The following is a 21,768-nucleotide window of genomic DNA, read 5'->3' as shown; positions in this document are numbered from 1 at the left end:
TCAGACAACCCGCGCATGGGCGGCGTTGATGCTGATCTCTTCCTCGATGTAATCAGCGATCAGCTCAACACATTGCTCGACCGACAAGCCGTCGGTGTCGACTTCCAGGTCGGCCTCAATCGGTGGCTCATACGGTGCTGAGATGCCGGTAAACTCTGGGATCTCGCCGGCTCGTGCCTTCTTGTAGAGGCCCTTGGGATCCCGCGCCTCACAGGTTTCCAGATCCGCCTTGATATAGATCTCATGGAAGGATTCTGGTGCGGCCTCGCGGGCGCGGTCACGGTCAGCCCGATAGGGTGAGATGAAGGCCGTGATACAAACCGAACCAGCCCGGGCAAACAGGCCCGCAACCTCACCAATCCGGCGGATATTCTCTGTCCGATCATCCGGGGAGAAGCCGAGATCGGCATTCAAACCACGACGGACGTTGTCACCATCCAGCACATAAACCTGGCGCCCCCGGTTGAAGAGCGCGCGCTCAACCAGCATGGCGAGGGTGGATTTACCGGCACCCGACAGGCCAGTGAACCAGAACACGGCGCCATAATGGCCGTTCCGTTGGGCACGGGTGTCGGGGTCTAGCAGGTGCTCAACCGCATGGATGTTGCTGGCCTTAACGGTCAGGGCCTGACGTTGGTCAGGGTAGCCATCCATATTGATCGAACCACCGCCGGCGGTGTCGTACTGATCAACCAGGACAAACTGGCCGGTCTTTGGCAGGTCCGAATACTCGTCAACCGCGATCAGGCGTTTTGCCCGGAAGGTGATTTCACCGACATCATTGCGGTTCAGCTCACTTGCCTCACCACCTTTGAGGGATTGGGTGTCGATGGCACGGTCGATAGCCTGAACGGTCACCACTGCCTCACCGGTACCCAGCTTCATCTTGTACTGATTACCGACAACCAATGGCTTGTCATGCAGCCAGAACACCGTGGCACGGAATACGTCGGTTAGGATTGGGGCGCGCCCTTGATGGCTCGCGATGTCGCCGCGCTCCACATAGATCTGCTCATCCAACGTGATGCCGATAGACTGACCAGCGGAAGCGCCCATTGGCGGGGTGTCTTCATTCCACGCCTCAATGGTTTTGACGCGGGCCCGGCGATTGCTGGGGGAGAAGACAATCTCGTCACCGACCTTTAGGCGGCCACTCTCGATCCGCCCGGCAATGATCCGGCGCTCATCGAACTTGTAGACGTCTTGGACCGGGAAGCGCAGCGGCTGGTCAACCGGGCTTGGTGCACGCTCAAGCGCATCCAGGCCATCGATCAGCGTGGTGCCGTTATACCAAGGCATGCTCTCGGCCGTGGCGGCGATGTTATCGCCATGACGAGCTGAGATTGGGACCATCGCGATGGCCTGCAGGCCAATCTCCTTCAGATAGGCCGACATCTCGGCGGTCACTTCGCGGAACCGTTCCTCATTATGTTCAATGAGGTCCATCTTGTTCACGGCCACCAGAATCTGGCGCATGCCAAGAAGATGCAGAAGATAGGCGTGGCGACGCGTCTGCTCGCGTACACCCTCAGCCGCATCGATCACCAGGATGGCAGCATCGGCATTGGCGGCACCGCTAACCATGTTCTTCAGGAACTCACGGTGGCCAGGCGCGTCGATGATGACCACATCGCGCTTATCGGTTTTGAACCAGATTTGCGTGGTATCGATGGTGACGGCCTGATCCCGCTCCGCTTGGAAGCTGTCGAGGACGAAGGACCACTCAAGCGGCATGCCGCGACGTTCTGAGACGCGCTTTAGCTCCTCAAGCTTACCATCGGGCAAGCTGTCCGTGTCATGCAGCAGACGACCGATAAGGGTCGATTTGCCGTGATCCACGTGGCCGACAACGACCAGGCGAAGCTGTGGTAGGCGTTCGGTGTTGGTTTGTTGGGTCATGGTCATTCCGCCTTACATGTAGCCGCCGGTACGCAGGCGCTCAAAGGCGTCCTCTGAATCATGGTCCATGGCACGGCCAGCGCGCTCAGGCTGTTTGGTCACTTCCAGCTCAGCGATGATCTCATCAAGGTTTGATGCGGTGCTGTCGATCGGGAAAGTGATGTTCTTCTCACCCAGCGAGCGGTAACGCTTGCCGTCCTTTGCGTAGTAGAGCGGCACAACCGGAATATTCTCGCGGCGGAAGTACTTCCAGATATCCACCTCGGTCCAGTGCAGCAGCGGGTGGATGCGCACATGGGTCTCTGGTGGGAAGTCGGTTTTGTAGAAGTCCCAGAACTCTGGCGGCTGGTTCTTGAAGTCCCAGGCGCCGTCATCACCGCGTGGGCTGAACACACGCTCTTTCGCCCGCATGGATTGTTCATCCCGGCGAATGCCAACAACCATGCCTTGATACTTGTCACGCTCTAGCGCGTTGGACAGGCCGATGGTCTTGCGCGCGGCGTGGCGGCTAGCCTCCGGTAGCTCCGGGTCCATGTCTTCGAATGGTGGGCAAAGCTCAATCCGCAGGTCCAAATCCCAGGCGGCGGCAATCTCGTCCCGGTAGGTATAGACCTCATCCATCTCCATCTCGGTTTCGAGTTGGATCACGGGGAAGGGGATGCGGCCAAAGAAGGCTTTCCGGGCCAGCCAAAGAATGGCGGTGGAATCCTTGCCAATCGACCAAAGCATGCCGAGCGGGTCGATCTTGTTATAGGCCTCACGCAGGATGTAGATCGAGCGTGCTTCCAATTCGTCTAAATGGTCCATGGTTGCCTTCACCGTCAGAATGCGGTGCTGCTTGGTTTAACTGTGGATAGTGTCGCGTTTTTAACGCTGGCCGGGCCTTAGTGCTAGGGGGCAAGCCGAAGAAACTTTGCCCAATACGGCACGCAGCTTGCTAAAACAGGGGATACATAGAAGACATGCTCTTAGCACATGAACAAAATGCCGCTCGATACCCCTGATCCAGACATGCAGGCCCAGGCGAAAGCCGGGGCCAAAGCCCCCACTGTGACCCCTGTGATTCTGTCTGGGGGTAGTGGGTCGAGGCTCTGGCCACTGTCACGGGCACATCACCCGAAACAGTTGCTGCCGCTAGTTACCGATCGAACCATGCTTCAGGAGACGGCATCACGCCTGCCTGAGGCGGACGGGTTCGGGGCGCCACTAATGGTTTGTAACGAGGCGCATCGGTTCCTAATTGCCGAACAGCTGCGGCTTGCCGATATCAACCCAGAGGCCATTGTTCTTGAGCCCTGCAGTCGAAATACCGCCTTTGCTGCTGCGGTTTCCGCGCTGATCCTTCACGCGAAGGATGAGGCAGCGTTGATGCTGTTGATGCCGGCTGACCATGCAATGACTAGCGGTGAGCGTTTGGCCGAGGTTGTGCGTAGTGCGGCCAAAGCCGCCGCCGCTGGCAATCTGGTCACTTTTGGTGTCCGCCCAACATCGCCCGAAACCGGCTATGGCTACATTAAGCTGGGTCAGGAGATGACCGGCGACGGGGCTAACGTCTTCAACGTGGCTGCGTTCGTTGAGAAGCCCTCGCGTGAGCTTGCTATCGGGTACCTGGCCGATGGTCGTTATCTTTGGAACAGCGGCATGTTTCTGTTCCAGGCCAAAGCGTTCTTGGATGAGCTTGAGGTCTATGCGCCTGAGGTTCTAGCAGCGGCGAAGGCGTCGGTTGAGAAGGGGCGGGATGATCTCGACTTCTTCCGCCTTGATGAGCCAGCGATGAGCGCCTCGCCGGATATCTCAATCGACTATGCGGTGATGGAGCATACGAAGCGCGCCCGGGTTGTGCCGGTTGACCTCGGCTGGACCGATGTCGGCGGGTTTGAGGCGCTCTGGTCAATCGCTGAGCGCAGCGATGATGGTAATGCGGCGATGGGGGATGCCATCACCATCGATACCCGCGATAGCTATATTCGAACTGATGGCAAGCTGGTGGCCACTGTTGGGGTTAAGGACCTGGTTTTGGTCGTGACTGAGGATGCCGTCCTAGCGGCGGACCGTTCGCGCTCCCAAGACATCAAGAAGGTCGTTGATGAGCTAAAGAACAAGAACCGTGCGGAGGCATTGCAGCACCAAACGGTTCACCGGCCCTGGGGCTGGTTCCAGCGTCTACATGTTGGTGATCGTTATCAGGTCAAGCGGCTGTTCATTCGGCCAGGCGCCCGCATTCAGCTGCAAAAACACGCCCAGCGGGCTGAGCATTGGGTCGTTGTCGAGGGGCAGGCCACCGTCACACTCAATGACAGCGTTCAGACCATTGGCATTGATGAATCCATCCTAATCCCAGTTGGCTCAACCCACAGTGTTGAGAACGCCGCCGCCGAACCGCTGGTGATCGTCGAGGTGCAGTCCGGCGCCTATCTGGGTGAGGATGATGTGACCCGATTTGAGTCGCTCTATGGCACCGAACCTTATGGCGGTGACGAGAGCTGAATTTAGCCCTGCTGGTCGTTGCGGGCCACGGGTACCGGTTCTTCCGGCGTTGTGATCGGCGGCAATGGATCTGGCGTCTTGTAGGTCGGGACCAACCGCTCAAGCAGTCTTAAAACTGCCGGTTCATCCATGGCCCGTGCGGCCTCCTCCATTTCATCAAACTGGCGGCTTACCAAGGCGCGATCGGCGGCCTGCGGATCGGCAACTAGCACGCCATCGGCGCTGGTCTTGCTTACCGGCTCGCTCTCGTAGAGCAGCTCTTCGGTGAGCTTTTCACCAGGGCGGAGACCGGTATAGCTCACCTCAACATCGCGGTCGGGTTGCAGCCCAGCCAGGCGGATCATTTGGCGCGCCAGATCATCGATCTTTACCGGTTCACCCATGTCCAGAACCAGGATTTTGCCAAGCTCTTTGCCATTGGCAATGGCATGTGCCGAGGCATGGATGACAAGCTCAACCGCCTCACGCAAGGTCATGAAATAGCGGGAGGCATCGGGGTGCGTAACCGTCAGTGGGCCACCGGCCTGCAGCTGGCGGGTAAACAGCGGCACAACCGATCCGGTGGAGCCCAGCACATTGCCAAACCGCACGGTAACGAAACGGGTTTTGCAATCCTCATCCCGGTCTAGTGCCTGGCAATAGGTCTCGGCCAGGCGCTTGGTGGCGCCCATTACGCTGGAGGGATGCACGGCCTTATCGGTTGAGATCAGGACCATAGCCTCGGCGTCCACGCTGCGGGCGGCATCGGCCACATTTCGTGTGCCGATAGCGTTGGTGAGGGCACCCTCAGCAGGCTGTAACTCAACGATTGGCACATGCTTCAGCGCGGCGGCATGGAATACCACCTGCGGCTTAATCTCTTTGAACAGGCGGTTCACCCGGGATTGGTCACGGACATCGCAGATGAAGCTGCGGCGTGGCATGTCTGGGTGGCTCTCGATCAGGGAGAGGTTGGTTTGATAAAGCAGGTATTCGGCTTGATCGACGATGATCAGTTCTGAAGCGCCAAGCCCGGCCAGCTGATGCGCCAACTCACCGCCGATGCTGCCACCGGCCCCGGTGATCACCACCCGTTTGTCCTTAACCAGCTCTGCCATTGCAGTGCGGTCGAGGGCCTTTTGCGGGCGGCCCAGCAGGTCCTCAATATCAATCGGTCGTGGCTCAAGCTTGCCGTCATCACTGGCCTTCTTGAAGTCGGTCAGGCTCGGCAGGCGGCTAATGGTCAGGCCGAGATCGGAGGCCTGGTCGAGCATGTCACGGATCAGGTCCGGGGTGATTGGGCCATTGATTTGGGTCAGGATCAGGCGCTGGGGCTTTTGCCCACGCTTGGTCAGCTTGGCAACCACGGCCGCTAGATCGTCCCCGGAGCCCATCACGGGCACACCCAGGATCTCTCGCCCAACGCGGCGGTTACGGTCATCAATGATGCCGACAACCCGGTAGGGCGCTTCGCGGTCATTGATCATCGCCCGGATGAACAACTCCGCACCATCGCGGGCACCGACCAGAAGGACCGGAATGCCATCACGCTTAGCCGTGTCAAACAGGCCAGAGATGCTGCCATCCTTAACCAACCGGTAGAAGAAGCGTGGCCCGCCGATAAAGGCCATCAGCACAAACCAGGAGATGATTGGCACTGACCGTGGGATGTCATCGACCCGGTTAATCAGGAAGGCAACACCAATAAAGGTCAGGGTGGCTGCGGAGACGGCCTTGGTGATCGCAACCAAATCGGGCAGGGAGGCATAGCGCCAAACCCCGCGATACATGCCAAAGGCATGGAAGGCGATGCCGCAAACCAAAACGAATAGGGGGAGGCCCAGTAGATAGGCTGCCTCAAATTCACCGAATACATCATCGGCCACCCGCAGATAGAAGGCGGCTGAGAAGGCAGCAGCAGCCATGAACAGGTCGTGGATCATCACCACGCCAGCCCGGCGCCATCGGATCGGAATTGGGTTCCAGCCTGCCATCTCTCTCGTCATGCCTTGTATGTCGCCAGATATGTCATCTGATAGGTTGCCAGGGCGACCGCAATTGACCGTGGGTTTAGCGGTCCGCGCCTTGGTTTTGCAAGTGCTGGGCTTGTTCGGCAGCCATGCTCTTTAGCGCTGCAATCGTATCAGCATCAGGTTCCCAACCATAATGCTGTTGGAAACCATCGCTCTCGACCACGAAATTGCCTAGCAGCCGATCACTCATCCCACCACGTCCAAGCAGCCGCAGAATTGTGTCGAGAAGCCTTGGTGAGAAGTTGATCAGCGGTGCTGATTTGCCTAGGCCCGCGGCTAGGGCTTTAAGCAGATCGGACGTACTGATCGCGGGTTGATCGGCGAAGAGGTACCGCCCAGCTGTTGGCGCGGGGTGTTTCAAGGCCATGACAATGGCCCGGCACAGGCTCTCACGGCCAATTAGGCTACGGTGGTTCGCTGTGTTCCCAAGGGGCAGGGGGAGGCGGAGGGGAGAGACGCCGCCCTGGTTTATCACCGCTATCAACTTGGCCAGATTGCCCGATGGTTTGGGTCCATGAACCAGCGGCGGCCGTAGGCTGATCGCGGTCATATCGGTGTTGCGAGCGACGGCTTCGATCTGCGTCTCCGCCGCCAGTTTTGCCTTCGCATAATCATCTGGCGGGTTGGGGGCGGACTGATCGGTAAAGGCGCCGCCGGGTGGGCTTACATCGCCCAAAACCTTGGCCGTGCTTAAGAAGATGAAGCGATCACAGTTTGCCACCGCTGCTGCCTCGGCAAGGCGAATTGGCGCTTGGGCATTTACCTGCTCATAGGCCTGTGCATCCACGCCCGTACGGTGTGCGATGGCTGCCAGATGCACTACGGAGTTGATGCCGTCCAGCTCGGGTGCACTCCAGTTTGCATCCGCCATATCCCCGAGCGCTAGTCCGCCAGTGCTGCCATTAACGGCGGCGCCGTTGCGGGTGCCAGCGACCACATCAAAACCTTCTTCAATGAGGAGGGGCAGCAAGGCCTGGCCGATGAAGCCATTGGCGCCGGTAACGAGGACCCTTTGGGCGACGCTCATTGGCTCACATCCCGCTGGGTGGCGTGGTTTGTGGCGGGAAGAGGCGCATGGTCAAAATAGTGCCGAGGACAACCAAGACAGCGGCGGCTAGGCAGATGATCCCAAACTGCTTCGAGGCCATTGCCAGCAGCATCAGCAGGATGTTGCCGAATAAGACGATATAGCTAACCGTGGCATGGTCGAGACCGCGTTGAACCGCCCGCTGATAGAAATGCTCCCGATGCGCTTCCCAAGGGCGCTTGCCTTGGGATATCCGGCGCAGCAGCGTGTAGGTGGCATCAACACAAAAATAGAGCGGCAGGATGATGGCCGCGAGTAGATGGCCGCTGGCCGCCAGGGCAAACAACATCCAGGCAAGTAGGAAGCCGATGGGTACCGAGCCCACATCTCCCATGAACAACTTGGCGGGATGCCAATTCAGCATCAAAAAACCCGCAGCGGCCCCGGCCATACCAGCCGCCATCCAGGCATAGGTTGGCAGTGAGATGGCGAGCAAAGGATGGCCAATGATCACAGCGGCAATGCCGGCACCAACACAGGTGGTCTGAACACCCGCCAGGCCATCAATGCCGTCCATGAAATTGTAGAGGTTAAGGAACCAAAGCCAGGCAATCGCCACCAGAACACGATCCGCCCAAAGTGGCAGGAATCCCTGGGTCACTGGGCCAAAAGGGGCGAGGGCAATGAGGCCGATCAGAACCGCAACGATCTGAACCGCTAACCGATGTTTCGCTGAGATGGTACGGAGGTCATCAATCCATGACACGGCGGCGAGAAGTGCCGCACCGAACATGAGGAACGTACCCTCCTCAACCATGCCGCTTAAGGTGAAGCCAATAATCCAGATGGGAAAGGCAACCAGCAGGATGCCCCAGCCACCACCCCTTGGGGTTGGTGCCTCATGACTTGAACGCTCATTGGGATGGTCCAGGATGTCTTGGCGGCGAAGGCGGGTTAGGACAAAACCAGTGGCCAATCGCCCGGCAAAAGCCGCACCAAGGAAGACAGCAAAGACAACCAAGGCAAAAGCAACGGGGTCATAGGCCGCGACCAGGTCCTTTAGGTCGATTGTCAGTGCGCTCATGATAGCCGCCCTGCCTGAACGGCCCAGCTGGTGGCCTGGTCGTACAGGTCCAACAAGCTGCCGGTCACATGCGCCTCGGTAAACCGTGTCTCAAAATGCTGGCGTGAGGCTTTGCCCATCTCAATCGCCCGCCCAGGTTCGGCGGCCAGGGCTACAATCACATTGGTCAGCGCATCAACATCGTTGGGTGGCACCAGATGGCCGGTCTCACCCTCAACCACGATCTCCCGGCAGCCGGGGACGCTTGTGGTCAATAGTGCACGGCCACAGGCTGCCGCTTCAATCAAGCTTCTAGGTAAGCCCTCACCGCCACGGGACGGGAGTAGGGCGATATCGGCAGCCCCCCAGACGGCAACGATATCATCCCGGCGGCCAGCCCAGATGATGCCAGGCTCATCGTCCCATTCTTCCAATTGGTCTTCCGGGATGGCGGCTGGGTTCAACGGGTCCGGTGCACCAACCAGGGTCAGCTCAACACTGGCGCCGGCATCCCAAGCCTTTTTGGTGGCGGCCACGGCCACATCGATCCCTTTGGACCAAAGCATGCGGGCGACGAGCGCCAGCTTTAGCGGTTGGCCCTCTTCAGCTGCCGCGTTTTCCATCGCAAGTGGCATGGCCGGGAAAGCCTCTGGGTCAACGCCAGCACCACCGACAATGGTAATGCGCCCGGCATCAATGCCCTGCTGGGTCAGCGCTTTGGCATCATCCTCGTTTTCCAGTAGGACAAAGCTGCTGGGGGCGCCCACCGTCCGGCGCAGCATCCAACCAACAATCCAGCGCAAATAGCCGAAGCGCTTGTCAGTACTGGTGAAGAGGAAGCCAAATCCCGTCACGGCGTTCACCATCACCGGAACAGCTGCCAGGCGGGCGGCGAGGGACCCTAGAACCACCGGTTTCAGGGAGATATGATGAACCACATCCGGTTTCAGACGCCGATATAGGCTGAACAGTCTGAAGATGAGGGTGACGGCACCAAAAGGGTTCAAACGTCCCCGATCCAACGACAGCTCAAAGCTGGTGATCCCAATCTTCTCAAGCGCGTTACGATGGTCCGTGTATCGCGCGGCAACGGCCACGGTATAGCCCGCATCAATCGCTGCCTGTGCCATCGGCATGAAGTGGGAATAGAAGAACCAATCCTCAGTAATCACGAAGAGGAGCTTGCGACCGGCACCACGCAGCTGCAGCTCATCACCAGGGTGATCCGTTGGTGTGGTTTCTGCCTGATTGACGGTATCCGGTGGGGATGACGACACGGGTTCGCGCTCAGTTCGTGAAAAAATCCGCGCTTTAACCCCAGGAGAGGTTGCTATGCGCTGGAACAGGGTTGCGGCTTTGGGTGTGCACCGACTATCAAGCTACTGGCCAATCGGTCCAGCCCTAACATTGCGGCTGATGATCTTGGTCCCTTCTTACCAAACTAGCTGACAGTCACCGCTATGCGCATCCTGTTCATCCACCAAAACTGCCCAGGCCAATACAAGCACATCGCGAAGCGTCTGGCCGCGAATAAGAAGAACGAGGTGTACTTCATCGGGAAGCGCAACGACCGCCGCATTCCTGGCTGTACCCATGTGGTTTACAAGCCCAAGCGTGAGGCAGGGGACCAGACCCACAACTATCTACGCCTGGCTGAAAACGGCATCTTGCACGGCCAGCAAGTTGCCCGTGCCTGCATCTCGATTAAGGAGAAGGGGTTTACCCCGGACGTGATCGTTGCTCATCCAGGCTGGGGTGAGGCGCTGTATGTGAAGGACATTTTCCCGAATGTCCCGCTGCTTAACTATTTCGAATTTTACTATCACGCTGACGGTGCCGATGTTGGTTTCTCACCAGATGAGAACGTGTCCGTTGATGATCGCTGTCGGATCCGGACGAAGAACATCGTCAACTTCATGTCGTTGGAGTCGGCGGATGCTGGCATGTCGCCAACTTATTGGCAGTACCAGCAGAACCCGGCCGAATATCATTACAAGGTATCCGTCATCCATGATGGCGTAGATACCAAGGCCTGCCAGCCAAATCCTGACGCCACCTTTACCCTGCCGAATGGACAGGTGTTGAGCCGTAAGGATGAGGTGGTGACATATGTTGCCAGGAACCTCGAGCCCTATCGCGGTTTCCCGCAATTTGTTGAGGCCGTGCAGAAGATCCAGAAGGAACGGCCGCAAGCCCAGGTGGTGGTGGTCGGCGCCGATGGCGTCAGCTATGGCCGTAAGCCAAAAGAGGGCGGCACCTGGAAGGAAAAGGTGCTGAAAGAAACCCCAATCGATCTTGAGCGGGCGCATTTCCTCGATGCCGTGCCATATGACAAGTTCGTCAATGTGCTGCAGATCTCATCGGCGCATATCTACCTGACCTACCCGTTCGTCCTGTCTTGGTCGATGATGGAGGCCATGGCTAGCGGTTGCCTGATTATTGGCTCAAACACAGCGCCCGTTCAGGAGGTTATCCGCGACGGTGAGAACGGCCTGATGGTCGACTTCTTCAAGCCGGATGAGGTGGTTGAGCAGGTCGTGCGGGTTATGGAACACCCAGACCGGATGCAGGATGTTCGGGATGCTGCGCGTCAGACCATTCTCGACAACTACGATCTTGAGAAATGCATGGCTGCGCAGATCACGCTGATCAAGAACCTGGTCAATGGTCATCGCCCGGTGATGAACAGCCCCAAATGGGAGCCGGGTAAGCCCGTCTTTGAGAAGCCGAAGAAGCAGAAAAAAGTCGCTTAAACGACCTCTGTTTTTAAGGTCCCGTGCTGCCCTCTGGAACGGTGAGGGCGGCCTCTTCAACCCTTAGTGCACCGATCTTCAGCAACCAGCCAGTGGTGGTGGTTGCCATCGCCCGATCCTTATCGGCGTTGGCGGCGTAAATCTCTTCTAAGGTGACGCCAGCATCACCGGCATGTCGCACCTGATTGAAGATGTTTTGCCCAAGCTGACTCGGCCCGACATAGGGCGAGTTATCGACGCTCAGAATGATCGATTTGCTAGCGTTCCGGAGCACATTGGTATCCATGTGGCCGGTGTGTAGCCGCGTTTTAGGCGATAGCTGGTGGGTTGGGTAACCGGCAAACATATGGAATGGGTTCGGGCGCGTTGGATGCCCCCAAAGCTCCATATGCTCAGGGTCCGGCTTCGTTGGTTTGCTGTCTGGCGCTTCGCTCTTCGCCCGGCGTGCTGCAAGCTCGGTCCATAGTTCCTGGTACTGGCGCACCACAACGCGCCAATCATAGTGATCACGAACTCGCTTGCGGCCAGCTTGGCCCATCGCCTTCCGCTTGTCCGGATCATTGGCCAGGGTGGTGAAGGCCTCGGTGGTCTGGCGAATATCAACCGCCGTCGCCATGGAGCTTTCAGCGCAATACCGGTCGTATGAGATCGTGCCGTCCTCATATCGGTCAGCAAAGGCTAGGCCTGCTTCCCGGTCTGGTAGCACGGTCGCGATCCGGAACCCTGCCTCACCATGGGGAATGGTATCGCGGTAGCCGTTCCAATCAGTCACGACGAGCGGCAGCTGTGCCGCCATCGCCTCAACCGGGGTTAGGCCAAAGGTCTCTTGGATATTGTCTGAGAGGGAGCAGAAGATATCTGAGGCATGCCAGGCATTGGCCCGATAATCCGGGTCGCGGCCATTAACGAGGTGATGAACAACGGAGGGTGCGAAGGTTTTGTTCGCCTCCCTAAAGGCTCGTTCAATGGCGTCATTAGCAAACCAACCGGATTGGATCAGGTGCAGCCGGACGCCCGGGGCGAGTGACTTCACCGTCTGCTCAAGCGCGATCAGCATCGGGGCTGGGTTTGCCTTGGCATGGAAGCTCAAGCGGCCAACGAACAGAACCACGATATCTTGTTCTGCGATGCCCATCTTCTGCCGAAGTCGGGTGCGATGGCCCAGGCGTTGATCGTCGGGCAGGTCAAAATCATCGGCAAAGATACCCAGCGGGATAACCGGTAGCTGGGCGCGGCATGGGACATGCTTCACCCCATATCGCTCGGCCAGGTAAGACCCATAAATTTCATGCAGCCGATCAACGCTGTTGCGCACCGCATTTGAGGTACAGATCAGTGCGTCCCACGGCTCAACAGGGGCCGTGAGTAAGCCGGCAATGGCTGACATGGCCAGCTCACTCGCCGTGGTATGGGTGATGCCAGTGACGGAGAAGCTGTTGCTCTTCGCGCGGCGCCGACGCCAGACATAGTCCTCAAGTCCTGGGCCGGGGCAGAACACGGTGCCAACGGCTTCAAGGTCTTTCAGATTGTTCTTAGAGATCGCCTTGGCTGGCCGTGTGTCGGCATCGCCCAGGACCTCACGCCGGAACGCCTTAAAGTCTTCGGCATGGGCATTCCGGGTGCAAACCGCGACCAGCTCATCCACCTCGGCATAGTGCAGGAAGCCTTTCAGGAAGCTTTCACCGGCCGCTTGCCGGCCCATAAGCTTTTTCCCGTCTGTACGATAGCCATCGGGATGGTAATAGAGAGCGGCGTTCGTCATGTCGGTAATGGTCGCTCGCCCGGTTTGGTCCGGGTGTCGGGTGATCTGCGCCGCTTGGATATCACGAAATTGAGTGGGCGAAACCCCTTGCTGGTTGCAAGGCGGATTAACCCCAGACTGGGATCGGGCTGCATATGGCAAAGCCGGGTAAGAAAAAGGCGCTATTGGCGTGGGAGATGGGGGCAGGTCTTGGCCATATTCGGCGCCTGCTGACGGTTGCCAAAGGGATGCAGGAACGTGGCTATGAGCCCGTGATTGCCCAACGCACGATCCATACCCTCGCTGATGAGGTGCGGGAGGCGGGCATTCCCATGCTGCCGATCCCGCCACAGATTTCACTGGCTCCTAAGGGGCAACCCTTCCGTGCCCTGACCTATGCCGACATCATGGCGATCTGCGGCTATGCCCGTATGGATGTCCTTCGTCCGATTTTGGATGCCTGGGATGGCATCGTCAGCCACGTTAAGCCGGATGTGGTAATCGGTGATTACTGCCCAATCTTGCCAATGGCGGTGCGTGGGCGTGTGCCTTTCCTAGCCTTCGGGGATGGCTTTGTGGTGCCGCCCCATGAGCCTGATGCCTTTCCGCCCCTGCGGCCGGAAGGGGAGCCGATTAAACCGGTTGATCAAATCACCGAAGAAGTGAATGCGCTGCTTAAGGACCGCGGCCAGGATCCGATTGATCGTCTGGGTCAGCTAATCGCTGGCGATGCCCAAGTCATCACCACCTTGCCGGAGTTGGATATCTATAGCAGCCATCGGAAAACCGAGGCGGTGGGCCCACTTGATGAGCCACCAGCCGTTCGTGATATGCCGGACAAGCCGCATCTGTTCATCTATCTGGCCGCGGACTTCGCCAATACCCGAAAGGCGCTGCAGGCCGTTGCCAATCTGAAGGTCCCCGCCGAGGCGTTTATTCGTGATGCGCCAGAGCAGTTGCGGGTTGCGCTCCGCAACAATGGCCTGACGGTCCATGATACGCCGCCGCCGCTGTCTGAGGTGCTGTCGCGGGCTACTGTGCTTTTACACCATGGTGGCATGGGGACCCTGGAAACCGCGCTGGCCATGGGCTGTGCGCAGGTGCTTATGCCACGTCATCTAGAGCAAAGCCTGAACGCCGGTAATCTGCGTAACCGCAAGATCGCCGAGATCATCCGTGGTGATGATATGGATCAGTACCAGCAGATCTTGAGCAAGGCGATGGGGGCCAAGAAATGGCAGTCCAGCATGCATGATCTGGCCAAGCGTTTGGATAAGCGTCGGCCCATGTCTGGCCTAACACCACTGCTTGATGAGATTGATCGAATCGCAGCCTAAGCGGGCAGGGCAGTTCAGACGGCCCTAGCGCTCTTTCATGCCACGCTCGATGCTCTTGGTGATCGGATCCAAGAGGTACTCCATCGCGGTCCGACGACCGGTCAGCAGCATCACCTCGGCCGGCATACCGGGCACTAGCTTGGCATCCTGAACCGCTGCCAACTCATCGGCATCAACCTCAATACGGGCGGTGTAGTAGGACGTACCAGTTGCCTCATCAGTCAGCGCATCGGCCGATAGGTGGATGAGCTCGGCACCAAGTACGGGCATCGTTCGCTGGCTGTAAGCCGACAGGCGAACCTGTGCTTGCATGCCGGTTGTCAGCACATCAATGTCGAGCGGGTTGACCCGGGCATCGATCAGCAAGCGATCATCACTTGGCACCATGTCGAGCACCGCATCACCGGCCCGGATAACACCGCCAGGTGTGTGGAAACGAAGGCTAACCACCGTGCCGCTTCGTGGTGCGACAATATCAGTGCGAAGCATGACATCCTCAGCCGCGCTTAGGCGCTGGCGAAGGTCATAGATTTGGTCCTCGGTCTCACGAAGCTGCTCGGTGACCTCATTAAGGCGCTGGTTCTCCAAATCGATAAGCTGCGAACGAACTTCACTGATCTGCTCACCAACCTGTGCCATGCGACCACGATACTCGCCACGGTTACCCGCAATCTCAGCAGCAGCGCGTTGGAGGCTGAGGAGGCGGGGTTTACGCTCCAGGCCTTTTTCAACGAGCTCTTTAACAGCGCCGATCTCTTCGCGGATCAGGGCGAGCTGAGCCGTCTCGGCTTTCTCCTGCGCTTGGAATGCTGAGATTTGTTCGTTCAGCTGCAGTACGCGCTGATCCAGGATATCGCGCTGGCCATTCATGTGGCGCTGGCGGGTGTCGAAGACGTTCTGCTGGCCTTCAATGATCGCGCGCTCTTCCTGTGTCAGGTCTTCATCCGCAAGCTCGGCAAAGAAGGCAATCTGATCCGCGCCATCACGTTCGGTTTGCAGCCGTGCTTTTGAACCAATGGCAGACAGGTACTGACCACGAAGCAACTCCAGATTGGCCGCCGCACGGGTAGTGTCCAGGCGGATTAGGACATCACCCTGCTGAACAATGCTGCCCTCATCGATCAGGATTTCCTGGATGATGCCGCCCTCAAGGTGCTGAACCGTCTGGCGGCGACTATCAACGGCCACTTGGCCACTGGCAATTGAGGCGCTTTCAAGTGGGGCGAAGGTTGCCCAGCCACCAACGCCGCCAAAGAATAGGGCAACGATGATCATGCCGGTCATCGCTGGCTTGCGTGCCAGTTGGAATGGGGAGGTCATGCCCGACGGTGCTGCCTGCTCGCCGTCTTGATCGGCGGCAGCTGGGGCGAGTTTCAAACCGGCGATTGGCTGTTGTTCAGCCTCGGGCTGTTTGGTCTCTTCGGTCATTATGATCCTCGTTTTGCTGCTGGCTGCTTAGTGCCAGTCGCTTGTCAGCATCTCTCGATAGATGGGGTGGCGCTAGGGGCTGTCACCCTCAATCAGCTGTTACCACCAATCACTTTGCTATCACCGCCTTGTGTGCCGCCAGTCACCGCTGGCGCATCTGGCGCTGAGGTGGTGGGCACCGCACGGGTAAGTTTGGCCATTACCTCATTGCGGTCGCCAAACATCTCAACCATGCCGTCACGCAGGACCAGCATCTTATCGACGAAGGCCAGGACGCTGGGGCGGTGGGCGATGATAACGATGGTCACACCCTGATCGCGCGCGGTCTTAAGCGCGTCCATCAGGGCCGCTTCACCCTCGCTATCAAGGTTTGAGTTCGGCTCATCCAGGATCAGCAGGCTTGGCTTGCCAAACAGGGCACGGGCAAGGCCGATCCGTTGGCGCTGACCACCAGAGAGGCCAAGGCCACCGGGGCCGATCTTCGTGTCATAGCCCTCGGGCAGACGCAGGATTAGATCGTGGGCATTGGCCTTAACCGCCGCGTCGATCACCTCTTCATCACTGGCCTGACCCATCCGGGCGATATTCTCGCGGATCGTTCCGGCGAAGAGTTCGATGTCCTGAGGCAGGTAGCCCATATGCCGACCAAAATCCCGACGGTTCCAGTGGAATACGTCCACATTATCCAGGCGCACCTTGCCGGAGGTTGGCATCCAAACACCGCAGAGCAGGCGGGCGAGGGTAGACTTACCGGCCGCTGACGGCCCGATCAGGCCTAACGCTTCACCGGGCTCCAGGGCAAAGCTAACCCCGCGCAGGATCGGCTTGGTCGAACCGCGCATGCCAAAGGTCACCGACTCGGCAGTAAGGCGACCAGTTGGGTCGGGGAAGGTCATCTCACCCCGGATCTCAGACAGGTCCCGCTGCAGGATTTTATTGAGGCGGTCATATGACTCGCGGGCGCCAATAAAGCTACGCCAGGACCCGATCATTTGCTCAATTGGGGCGAGGGCACGGCCTAGGATAATCGAACCAGCAATCATCGCACCCGGCGTGATGTGCTGACCCAGCGCCAGGTACACACCGATACCAAGGATGCCGAGCTGGATCGCCAGGCGGAAGAACTTAGTAAAGGCGCCGATAGACCCCGCCTTACGGCTGGCGGTTTCCTGAATGGCGAGGATCTCGCGATTCTCACGATCCCAGCGACCAACCAGGCTGTCGAGCATGCCCATGGCCTCGACCACCTCGGCATTGCGCACGGTGGCCTCGGCATTCTGCATCTGATGGATGGCTCGGCCATTAGCCTCGTTCAGTGGCTTACGGGTCGCCAGATCATTGGCGAGTGCCATGCCGAACAAAACAATCGCGCCGAACAGGGCGACCATGCCCATGACCGGGTGCACCGCGTAGATCACGAGGATGTAGAGCGGCACCCATGGGGCATCGAAGAAGTGGAAGATGTTCTGACCCGCCGCAAAGTTGCGCAGCTGAGTAAGGTCGCGCAGGCCCTGAACGCTGGTTGCTTCCGCGTTAAGCGATGCCGCGCGAATGGAGGTGGCAAGCACATGGCGACCGAGCGAATCGTCCAACCACGATGAGATATGGACCAGTACCTTTGAACGGACCCAATCCAGCAGCCCCAGGATCAGCAGGGAGAAGATAGCGACCGCAGTCAGCAGGTAGAGCGTATCGACGGACCGGCTCGACAAGACGCGGTCAAAGACCTGCATCATGTAGATTGGCACGGTCAGCATCAGCAAGTTAACGAAGAAGCTGAACAGGGCCACCACGGCAAACACGCTACGGCAGGCCTTAATAGCCTTCTCAGCGTTAAGATCCGTGCTGCCTACAGGGGCAGGTTGACCGGCCGCGCCGGCGTTAGATGGCCCGGCGGATGCCGGTGCAAGGGCGGTACTGCTCATTCGTCGAAATTCCGTTGAACCCGTCTCTCAATATATAAAGGCCCGGTTTTCCGGGCTGGCGTGGCGATTTTTAACGCCGTTTCTCGCTGGATCATTTCGCCATCAAAGGGAGCGACCCTTTGTTGATCCGTGCTAGCGTGCACTAACGCGCAGAATGCCATGAAGGCAGGTAGGGCGCCAGCGCAGTAGCGGGGTTGTAGGCAATGGCGCGCCCGAATGAAAGGGCTAAGGCAGCCATTGGACGATGAGTTTGGTTTTCTTCTGTCCCGAGATGGCGGAGGCGGCCTGAAAGTAAAGCGTTGATCGGCGCTGCCCCGCATCGAATAGGGCGCGGCAATTAAGTCGATCGCATGCAAATGAAATTGGCAGGCTGTGATTCTCGTCTGAAATGCTGTTGGCATTACCAACGAGTCAGCATCGTGATGGGTTGGCCACGAGAAAAGCTTGGATTTGCCGGGTTTTTTAGCGTTTTTGCCCCGCTGTGGGGGAGCATTGTTGCATGGCTGCAACACGGGGCCCGGGGGCACCATCTGCTTAGAATACCTTATGTTATCCACGCTTGCGTTAGGGGCCTTGAAAAGCTATCAGGGTCAGCGATTAAGACCGCGCTCCCGCCTTCTTGGGTGCCGTGTACCTTGGGGCCAAGCCCGTCAGTACGTTGATAATCCTCGGTTTCCGTGGGTGATCGGCGTGTTTGTACAGGCGGACTTCAGGGCTTTAAGGCGCGCACCTGGTGACGAAATTCATGAGTGTCGATCATCGACTTTGATGATCAATCTTGTGGTGAAGGTTTCAAACCGGGGCATCTGGGGTGGCGGTTGAGGCGCGCAAATGGCCTGCAGACCATTGGAAAACAGACCAGTGGCGCGTTAACCAAATGTTCGAATAAGGACACGAAGGAGCTTCTACGACATGTCCGTTTCTCTATTTTCGCAACTGTCGGGTTCCGGCACTGTTGCATTCAACCCAGACACCGATGTTGTGATCATCGATACCGCTTCAGCTAACGCTGTCACGGTTACCGATAACGGCAACAGCACGTTTTCGATCTCTGATGGCACCAGCACCATCACTTTCGACGCGCCACGCGGTTCCATCACCAGCACGAACGTGACCTTCGCTGACGGTTCCGTTTTGGTGATCGGTAACAACGACACTGGCCTGCCACTGGATGACGTTTCCAACGCCATCGACTACACCGGCGCGCCATTCAACCTCGCTAGCCAGAACAGCCAGTACATCGGTCTGGGCGGCAATGACGACGTTGACTTCGCTAACGGCGACAACATCGCTTACGGTAACCTCGGCCGTGACACCTTTGACGGTGGCACCGGCGTCGACCTGCTTTATGGCGGTCAAGACGACGATGAGCTGAACGGCAGCGATGGCAACGACTTGCTCTATGGTAACAAGGGCGACGACAGCATCGATGGCGGTAACGACGACGACGTTCTGTACGGCGGTAAGGGCGATGACACCCTGTCCGGCGGTGGCGGCGACGACACCCTGTTCGGTAACCTCGACAATGACAGCATCAGCGGCGGTGCCGGTGAGGATCTGCTGCTCGGTGGTTCCGGCGACGACAGCATCGACGGTGGCGCTAACAACGACATTCTTTATGGGAACCAAGGTGCTGACTCCCTGAGCCTGGCTGATGATGACACCGGCTTCGGTGGTCAGGGCGATGACCTGCTCAACGGCGGTGGCGCTGGCGAACTTACCGCTTACGGTAACAAAGGCGCTGACACCCTGTCCGGTGGTACCGGTAACGACGCCCTGTACGGTGGTGCTGACGATGACATTCTGTCTGCCTCCACTGGCCAAGACGTTATCCTCGGCGGTCGTGGCAACGACACCCTAAGCATCGATCAGAACAACTTCGATGGCACCAACGGTAACGACACCCTGTTCGGTAACGACGGCGACGATATCTTCATCGCTAACGTCACCAACGGCACGCAGACTTCTGTCCTGCTGGGTGGCGCTGGTACTGACACCCTGATCGTCGGTGAAGACACTGCTGTTGGCACGCTGACCGGCGATGTCGACTTCAGCTCTGACTTTGCTGGCTTCGAAAACGTTCTGATCCACCAACAATCAGGCGGTAACGAAGTTGACTTCCAGGCTGTTACCACGGCTCTCAACATTGCTGGTGGTCCGCTGATCACCAACGAAGACCTCGCTGTCCGCGGTGGTGAAGGTGCTGACACCATCACCGGCGCAGCTGGCGATGACAGCCTGTATGGTGGTCTCGGCAATGACATTCTGACCGGCGCTGACGGCAATGACCGTCTCGAAGGTGAAGATGGCGATGACGTCCTCGACGGTGGTGTCGGTAACGACAGCCTTGAAGGTGGCGCTGGTGCTGATAGCCTCTCCGGTGGCGACGGCAATGACAGCATCGACGGTGATGAAGGCAATGACAGCATTCTTGCTGGCTCTGGCGATGACAGCATTGATGGTGGTGAGGGCCTCGACACCCTGCTGGGTGGTGCTGGCGACGACACCTTCGTCATCCGTGATGCTGCCGAGCACGTTGCCGGTGAGATCATCGATGGTGGTGACGGCGACGACCTCCTGTTCTTCTTCGGCTCAAAGGGCGGTAGTGATGACCTTGTTCTCGATGCCGGGACCACCGGTCTTGAGACCATTGATATCGACTCCGGCTCAAACCTGAATGTTGATGCGTCCGCCCTATCCGGCACCCTGACCATCAATGACGGCGCTGGCGACAACGTGATCAATGGCGGTAGCGGTACCGACATCATCACCGACGCAACCGGTGGTGCCGATACCATTAATGGTAATGCTGGTGACGACAACATCGTGGATGGTGCCGGTAACTCGGTCATCGACGGCGGCACTGGTCTCGACATCATCGATGGCGGTACCGGCGACGACATCCTGCTCGGCGGCGAGGGTGGTGACAGCCTCGTTGGTGGTGCTGGTGCTGACACCCTAACCGGTGGCACGGGCGTCGATACCATCGACGGTTCTGCCGATGCCGATGCTGATGTGTTCGTCTTCGCCGCTGGCGATAGCGGTATCACCAGCCTGTCTGCTGACACGGTTGAGAACTTCACCACCACCACTGACTTCTTCGAGTTTGGTGGCGATGCTGGTACCGGTACCAACTTCACCGATGCCAACACCGGTGGTGGTGCAACCTTCAGCACCGCGCTGACCGCAGCTAACGCCGCGTTCAACGGTACGGTTCAGTACTTCTTCGATGATGACACCACCGACGGCTTCCTGTTTGTCGATACCGACCTGGACGGCACCGCCGATCTCGGCCTGGTTCTGACCGGTGTGGCCGCCATCGTGGCTGGCGACATCGTCTAAGTCGAACCGACATAGATACGGAAAAGGGCGGCCCGAGGGCCGCCCTTTTTGTTTGGTGAGCGCCGGGTTTGCATTGCTTTAACGGCCGCAGAGAGGTGGTTGCCGAGCTTGTGAATCCCGCCCGGCCGCATGTCCGGCAAAAAAGCATGGCGCTGTCGGGGAACTATGGTAATCCAACCGCCGAGGAGAGGGCGATACCGTCCCAAATTAGGCGGTTATCCGGCATTCCCCACCCGTTTAACCAACTGGCATAGGCCGTTGGTTTCTAAGTTCAGAAAATTGATAAGGACGCTAAGGAGTCCCGCGACATGACCGTAACCCTGTTTTCCCAGCTAACTGACGGCCAGACACTTGCCTTCGATCCGGAAAACGATGTCCTCATCATCGATACAGCCACGGCCGCTGATACGCTTATTTTCGATAATCCTGATTTAAGTACGACCATTAATGCGGGCGGTGTCACGATCCGTATCGTGGGCGGCATTGGTGGCTTTACCTCGGACAACATCACCTTTGCCGACCTATCTGCCTTTGTCATTGGTGACAATACCACCGGCCTGGCGCTGGATGATGTGTCAAACACCTTCGATTTTGGCACCGACTTCAACATCAATACCGAGAGCAGCCAGTATATTGGCCTAGGCGGCAATGATGATGTCGACTTCGCCAATGGCTCGAACCTCGCTTACGGCAACACCGGTCGTGACACCTTTGATGGTGGTACCGGCATCGACATCCTCTATGGCGGCCAGGA

At 58.3% G+C, this 21,768-nt stretch carries 14 protein-coding genes; 5 read left to right on the top strand and 9 right to left on the bottom strand.

The genetic code is table 11. The features are described 5' to 3' along the window. Entirely contained in the window at positions 1 to 1,899 is a 1,899-nt protein-coding gene (gene cysC / locus KI792_00070; protein MBV6631403.1) for an adenylyl-sulfate kinase, read from the bottom strand. A gap of 12 nt (positions 1,900 to 1,911) precedes the next feature. Then, the gene (gene cysD / locus KI792_00065) at positions 1,912 to 2,706 is read right to left on the bottom strand and encodes a sulfate adenylyltransferase subunit CysD (protein ID MBV6631402.1); all 795 of its coding nucleotides are present in this window, start codon (positions 2,704 to 2,706) and stop codon (positions 1,912 to 1,914) included. A gap of 204 nt (positions 2,707 to 2,910) precedes the next feature. Between cysD and KI792_00060 the strand changes: the two genes are divergently transcribed. Beyond that, positions 2,911 to 4,386, top strand: coding sequence for a mannose-1-phosphate guanylyltransferase/mannose-6-phosphate isomerase (locus tag KI792_00060; GenBank protein ID MBV6631401.1), 1,476 nt, complete (start codon positions 2,911 to 2,913; stop codon positions 4,384 to 4,386). Between the two features lie 2 nt (positions 4,387 to 4,388). On the opposite strand, the gene KI792_00055 is transcribed toward KI792_00060, so the two are convergent. The 4 genes from KI792_00055 to KI792_00040 all read right to left on the bottom strand — a co-directional run bounded on the left by KI792_00055 (position 4,389) and on the right by KI792_00040 (position 9,765). Further along, positions 4,389 to 6,359, bottom strand: a complete 1,971-nt coding sequence (locus tag KI792_00055) for a polysaccharide biosynthesis protein (GenBank protein ID MBV6631400.1) — start codon at positions 6,357 to 6,359, stop codon at positions 4,389 to 4,391. 76 nt (positions 6,360 to 6,435) lie between these two features. Then, complete coding sequence (locus KI792_00050; protein MBV6631399.1) at positions 6,436 to 7,425, bottom strand: NAD-dependent epimerase/dehydratase family protein; 990 nt, start codon at positions 7,423 to 7,425, stop codon at positions 6,436 to 6,438. A 4-nt stretch (positions 7,426 to 7,429) separates the two neighbouring features. Then, on the bottom strand, positions 7,430 to 8,509 hold the full coding sequence (locus KI792_00045) for a glycosyltransferase family 4 protein (GenBank protein ID MBV6631398.1): 1,080 nt from the start codon (positions 8,507 to 8,509) through the stop codon (positions 7,430 to 7,432). Beyond that, the gene (locus KI792_00040) at positions 8,506 to 9,765 is read right to left on the bottom strand and encodes a glycosyltransferase family 4 protein (protein MBV6631397.1); all 1,260 of its coding nucleotides are present in this window, start codon (positions 9,763 to 9,765) and stop codon (positions 8,506 to 8,508) included. The genes KI792_00045 and KI792_00040 overlap by 4 nt, the downstream gene beginning before the upstream one ends. Before the next feature lie 183 nt (positions 9,766 to 9,948). Between KI792_00040 and KI792_00035 the strand changes: the two genes are divergently transcribed. After that, entirely contained in the window at positions 9,949 to 11,241 is a 1,293-nt protein-coding gene (locus KI792_00035) for a glycosyltransferase family 4 protein (protein ID MBV6631396.1), read from the top strand. A gap of 13 nt (positions 11,242 to 11,254) precedes the next feature. Here the strand turns inward: KI792_00035 and KI792_00030 are convergent, their stop codons facing one another. Then, positions 11,255 to 13,003 carry a glycosyltransferase family 4 protein gene (locus tag KI792_00030; protein MBV6631395.1) on the bottom strand — a complete coding sequence of 583 codons (1,749 nt, stop codon included), beginning with the start codon at positions 13,001 to 13,003 and terminating at the stop codon, positions 11,255 to 11,257. A 134-nt stretch (positions 13,004 to 13,137) separates the two neighbouring features. Between KI792_00030 and KI792_00025 the strand changes: the two genes are divergently transcribed. Then, positions 13,138 to 14,319: a hypothetical protein gene (locus tag KI792_00025; protein ID MBV6631394.1), complete on the top strand. Its 1,182-nt coding sequence runs from the start codon at positions 13,138 to 13,140 to the stop codon at positions 14,317 to 14,319. A 24-nt stretch (positions 14,320 to 14,343) separates the two neighbouring features. On the opposite strand, the gene KI792_00020 is transcribed toward KI792_00025, so the two are convergent. Both KI792_00020 and KI792_00015 read right to left on the bottom strand, forming a co-directional pair. Beyond that, a complete protein-coding gene (locus KI792_00020) occupies positions 14,344 to 15,747 on the bottom strand; it encodes an HlyD family type I secretion periplasmic adaptor subunit (protein ID MBV6631393.1) in 1,404 nt (467 codons plus the stop codon). A 92-nt stretch (positions 15,748 to 15,839) separates the two neighbouring features. Further along, positions 15,840 to 17,672, bottom strand: a complete 1,833-nt coding sequence (locus KI792_00015; protein MBV6631392.1) for a type I secretion system permease/ATPase — start codon at positions 17,670 to 17,672, stop codon at positions 15,840 to 15,842. A 912-nt stretch (positions 17,673 to 18,584) separates the two neighbouring features. On the opposite strand from KI792_00015, the gene KI792_00010 reads away from it, so the two are divergent. Both KI792_00010 and KI792_00005 read left to right on the top strand, forming a co-directional pair. Next, complete coding sequence (locus KI792_00010) at positions 18,585 to 21,014, top strand: hypothetical protein (GenBank protein ID MBV6631391.1); 2,430 nt, start codon at positions 18,585 to 18,587, stop codon at positions 21,012 to 21,014. Positions 21,015 to 21,322: 308 nt separating this feature from the next. Next, positions 21,323 to 21,768, top strand: a 446-nt coding sequence (locus tag KI792_00005) for a hypothetical protein (protein MBV6631390.1), incomplete at its 3' end; no start/stop codon positions are given.

Source organism: Alphaproteobacteria bacterium SS10 (genome assembly GCA_019192455.1).
In the GTDB taxonomy this organism is placed as follows: Bacteria; Pseudomonadota; Alphaproteobacteria; order TMED2; family TMED2; genus TMED2.
The sequence above is the reverse complement of the archived record's forward strand: the minus strand, read 5'-3'. Positions and strand labels throughout refer to the sequence as shown.